Source organism: Bacteroides rodentium JCM 16496 (assembly GCF_000614125.1).
Lineage (GTDB): Bacteria > Bacteroidota > Bacteroidia > Bacteroidales > Bacteroidaceae > Bacteroides > Bacteroides rodentium.
The window spans coordinates 1-5,265 of the sequence record NZ_BAKJ01000105.1 but is presented as its reverse complement, the minus strand read 5'-3'; the positions used below and the strand labels follow the sequence as shown (position 1 = coordinate 5,265).

General features: G+C 48.9%; 2 tRNA genes and 3 rRNA genes. All 5 read right to left on the bottom strand.

Annotated elements, in window-relative coordinates:
• Window positions 1-50: 50 nt before the first annotated feature.
• Window positions 51-161, bottom strand: a 5S ribosomal RNA gene (gene rrf, locus JCM16496_RS20635).
• A gap of 107 nt (window positions 162-268) precedes the next feature.
• Window positions 269-3,145: ribosomal RNA gene (locus tag JCM16496_RS20630) — 23S ribosomal RNA — on the bottom strand.
• Between the two features lie 140 nt (window positions 3,146-3,285).
• A tRNA-Ala gene (locus JCM16496_RS20625) sits at window positions 3,286-3,359 on the bottom strand.
• Window positions 3,360-3,470: 111 nt separating this feature from the next.
• Window positions 3,471-3,544 (bottom strand) — tRNA-Ile (locus JCM16496_RS20620).
• A 189-nt stretch (window positions 3,545-3,733) separates the two neighbouring features.
• Window positions 3,734-5,259: ribosomal RNA gene (locus JCM16496_RS20615) — 16S ribosomal RNA — on the bottom strand.
• Together the 16S, 23S and 5S rRNA genes with 2 tRNA genes alongside form the textbook arrangement of a ribosomal RNA operon.
• Between the last annotated feature and the right edge of the window lie 6 nt (window positions 5,260-5,265).

The following is a 5,265-nucleotide window of genomic DNA, read 5'->3' as shown; positions in this document are numbered from 1 at the left end:
AAAACGAACAAAGCCTCCGTAGTAATAATTACTACGGAGGCTTCTTCTGAAAACGGCGACTACCTACTCTCCCACTGTTACGCAGTACCATCGGCGTGACCGGGCTTAACTTCTCTGTTCGGAATGGGAAGAGGTGGAACCCCGGTGCTGTAGTCACCTGAATAAGGTAGACATGATGAGAAAAAAGTAAAGTGTTCATTTAATTGTCAATTATCAATTGTCAATTGTCAATTGAATGAGCTGAACGTATATACCTCCATACACGGAAGGCAAAAAGTGAACGGGCAATTAGTAATGCTCGGCTATGACATCGCTGCCTTTACACCTGCATCCTATCAACGTTGTATCTACAACGACCCTGAGAAATCTAATCTTGTGGCTGGCTTCGTACTTAGATGCTTTCAGCACTTATCCAATCCCGACTTAGATACCCGGCAATGCACCTGGCGGCACAACCGGTAAACCAGAGGTCAGTCCAACACGGTCCTCTCGTACTAGTGTCAGAGCCACGCAAATTTCATGCGCCCACGATAGATAGAGACCGAACTGTCTCACGACGTTCTGAACCCAGCTCGCGTGCCACTTTAATGGGCGAACAGCCCAACCCTTGGGACCTTCTCCAGCCCCAGGATGTGACGAGCCGACATCGAGGTGCCAAACCCCTCCGTCGATATGAGCTCTTGGGAGGGATCAGCCTGTTATCCCCGGAGTACCTTTTATCCTTTGAGCGATGTCCTTTCCATACAGAAACACCGGATCACTATGCTCTAGTTTCCTACCTGATCGACTTGTGAGTCTCCCAGTCAAGCGCCTTATGCCATTACACTCTGCCGACGGTTACCAATCGTCGTGAGGGCACCTTTAGAAGCCTCCGTTACACTTTTGGAGGCGACCACCCCAGTCAAACTACCCACCAAACAGTGTCCTCTTATCCAAGAGTTAGAACTCAAATAATCAAAGGGCCGTATTTCAACAGCGGCTCCACAAATACTGGCGTACCTGCTTCGAAGCTCCGGCCTATCCTACACATCAATTACCCAAATTCAATGTTAAGCTATAGTAAAGGTTCACGGGGTCTTTTCGTCCCATCGCGGGTAATCGGCATCTTCACCGATACTACAATTTCACTGAGCTCACGGTTGAGACAGCGTCCAGATCATTACACCATTCGTGCAGGTCGGAACTTACCCGACAAGGAATTTCGCTACCTTAGGACCGTTATAGTTACGGCCGCCGTTTACTGGGGCTTCAATTCAATGCTTCTCTTGCGATGACATCTCCTCTTAACCTTCCAGCACCGGGCAGGTGTCAGGCTGTATACTTCATCTTTCAATTTTGCACAGCCCTGTGTTTTTGTTAAACAGTTGCCTGGACCTATTCTCTGCGCCTCAACTTGCATTGAGGACCCTTTATCCCGAAGTTACAGGGTCAATTTGCCTAGTTCCTTAACCGTGAATCACTCAAGCGCCTTAGTATATTCAACCCGACTACGTGTGTCCGTTTACGGTACGGGTACCTAGAGGATTAAGTTTAGCGGATTTTCTTGGAAGTATGCTTACACGCACTATTGGATTGTTCTGAGAACGCTCCATACTCTCAGGTTCGACTCTTGCTCCGGATTTGCCTGGAACAATCAGCATCTACACCCTTCAACGGACTATTCCGTCAGTCCGCGGCGCTGTCACGACTCCGTCTCCACGTCACTCCCATAGGTAGTACCGGAATATTAACCGGTTCTGCCATCGGCCTCGCCGTTCGGCTGAGCCTTAGGACCCGACTTACCCTGATCCGATTAGCGTTGATCAGGAAACCTTAGTCTTGCGGCGAGGGGGTTTCCCACCCCCTTTATCGTTACTTATACCTACATTTGCTTTTCCACACGCTCCAGCAAAGCTCGCGCTTCACCTTCGACGCAGAGTGGAATGCTCCCCTACCGATGATTTCTCATCCCAAAGCTTCGGTAGAATACTTATGCCCGATTATTATCCACGCCAAACTCCTCGACTAGTGAGCTGTTACGCACTCTTTAAATGAATGGCTGCTTCCAAGCCAACATCCTAGCTGTCTTAGCAATCTGACTTCGTTAGTTCAACTTAGTATTCATTTCGGGACCTTAGCTGTTGGTCCGGATTGTTCTCCTTTAGGACATGGACCTTAGCACCCATGCCCTCACTCCTGACATAGAACTGACACGCATTCGGAGTTTGTCAAGACTTGATAGGCGGTGAAGCCCTCGCATCTTATCAGTCGCTCTACCTCATGCCAGTATAAGTCAAGGCTGCACCTAAATGCATTTCGGGGAGTACGAGCTATCTCCAAGTTTGATTAGCCTTTCACCCCCACCCTCAGGTCATCCAGAAGCTTTTCAACGCTTATTGGTTCGGTCCTCCAGATGGTGTTACCCATCCTTCAACCTGCCCAAGGGTAGATCACTTGGTTTCGCGTCTACTCCTTCCGACTATACGCCCTGTTCAGACTCGCTTTCGCTTCGGATCCGCGACTGAATCGCTTAACCTTGCCGGAAAAAGTAACTCGTAGGTTCATTATGCAAAAGGCACGCCGTCACACCAGAAGGTGCTCCGACCGCTTGTAGGCACATGGTTTCAGGAACTATTTCACTCTTCTGTTCGAAGTGCTTTTCACCTTTCCTTCACAGTACTGGTTCACTATCGGTCTCTCGGGAGTATTTAGCCTTACCGGATGGTCCCGGCAGATTCACGCAGAATTCCTCGTGCTCCGCGCTACTCAGGATACCACTAGGCTTCGACTGACTTCGAATACGCAACTATCATGCTCTATGGTTGAACTTTCCAGAACATTCTTCTCATCAGTTTTCGTGCCACAGCGTGGTCCTACAACCCCAGCCATGCCGTAACATGGATGGTTTGGGCTGTTCCCCGTTCGCTCGCCACTACTGGGGGAATCATTATTTATTTTCTTTTCCTGCAGGTACTAAGATGTTTCAGTTCCCTGCGTTAGCCTCCTACGTGGTAGGATGATACTTCTTCAAAGTATCGGGTTGTCCCATTCGGAAATCCGCGGATCAAAGGTCATTTGCACCTACCCGCAGCTTATCGCAGCTTATCACGTCCTTCATCGCCTCCGAGAGCCAAGGCATCCGCCATGTGCCCTTACTTACTTTTTGTCTTACCGATCACGTATGGTCGATATATACTTTCAGCTTTTAACTTTACTTTCTTTGGTCACATCATGTCATAGTTCGCTTCGCTCACTCAATTGACAATTGACAATGGATAATTGACAATTATCGTTCAAGGGCGGTAGTGGAGAATAACGGATTCGAACCGTTGACCCCCTGCTTGCAAAGCAGGTGCTCTAGCCAGCTGAGCTAATCCCCCGCGCTTCGTGAATTAAAATTTAAAAATCATAAATTAAACGGGGGAATTGGTATCCACCTTTAATTCTTAATTTTCACCTTTCAATTCTGAAATCGCAACGCGATTCCAGCGTAGTCCCAGGCAGAGTTGAACTGCCGACCTCTACATTATCAGTGTAGCGCTCTAACCAACTGAGCTATAGGACTGTCAGTCAAACCCTCGCCTTACGGCTCGGCTTCTACTTTTCTCGTATATTTTAATAAACAAGTACGCGCAGTACAAGAGGTTCTTATGGAAGCATCACTTCAAGAACCAACTTTTTTTATTTTTGATTTTTGATTTATAAGTTATAAATCTGAATCCATAAATCATAATTCCTCGAGTCGTCGCTCCAGAAAGGAGGTGTTCCAGCCGCACCTTCCGGTACGGCTACCTTGTTACGACTTAGCCCCAATCACCAGTTTTACCCTAGGGCGCTCCTTGCGGTTACGCACTTCAGGTACCCCCGGCTTTCATGGCTTGACGGGCGGTGTGTACAAGGCCCGGGAACGTATTCACCGCGCCGTGGCTGATGCGCGATTACTAGCGAATCCAGCTTCATGGAGTCGGGTTGCAGACTCCAATCCGAACTGAGAGAGGCTTTTGGGATTAGCATCACGTCGCCGTGTAGCTGCCTTCTGTACCCCCCATTGTAACACGTGTGTAGCCCCGGACGTAAGGGCCGTGCTGATTTGACGTCATCCCCACCTTCCTCACATCTTACGACGCAGTCTCGACAGAGTCCCCAGCATCACCTGATGGTAACTATCGATAAGGGTTGCGCTCGTTATGGCACTTAAGCCGACACCTCACGGCACGAGCTGACGACAACCATGCAGCACCTTCACAACTGCCTTGCGGCTGACATGTTTCCACATCATTCAGTTGCAATTCAAGCCCGGGTAAGGTTCCTCGCGTATCATCGAATTAAACCACATGTTCCTCCGCTTGTGCGGGCCCCCGTCAATTCCTTTGAGTTTCACCGTTGCCGGCGTACTCCCCAGGTGGAATACTTAACGCTTTCGCTTGGCCGCTTACTGTATATCGCAAACAGCGAGTATTCATCGTTTACTGTGTGGACTACCAGGGTATCTAATCCTGTTTGATACCCACACTTTCGAGCATCAGCGTCAGTTACAGTCCAGCAGGCTGCCTTCGCAATCGGAGTTCTTCGTGATATCTAAGCATTTCACCGCTACACCACGAATTCCGCCTACCTCTACTGTACTCAAGACACCCAGTATCAACTGCAATTTTACGGTTGAGCCGCAAACTTTCACAACTGACTTAAGCATCCGCCTACGCTCCCTTTAAACCCAATAAATCCGGATAACGCTCGGATCCTCCGTATTACCGCGGCTGCTGGCACGGAGTTAGCCGATCCTTATTCATACGGTACATACAAAACAGTATACATACTGCACTTTATTCCCGTATAAAAGAAGTTTACAACCCATAGGGCAGTCATCCTTCACGCTACTTGGCTGGTTCAGACTCTCGTCCATTGACCAATATTCCTCACTGCTGCCTCCCGTAGGAGTTTGGACCGTGTCTCAGTTCCAATGTGGGGGACCTTCCTCTCAGAACCCCTATCCATCGATGGCTTGGTGGGCCGTTACCCCGCCAACAACCTAATGGAACGCATCCCCATCGACGACCGAAATTCTTTAATAATTCTACCATGCGGAAGAATTATGCCATCCGGTATTAATCTTTCTTTCGAAAGGCTATCCCAGAGTCATCGGCAGGTTGGATACGTGTTACTCACCCGTGCGCCGGTCGCCATCAATTGAAGCAAGCTTCAATCATGCTGCCCCTCGACTTGCATGTGTTAAGCCTGTAGCTAGCGTTCATCCTGAGCCAGGATCAAACTCTTCATTGTAAAAGT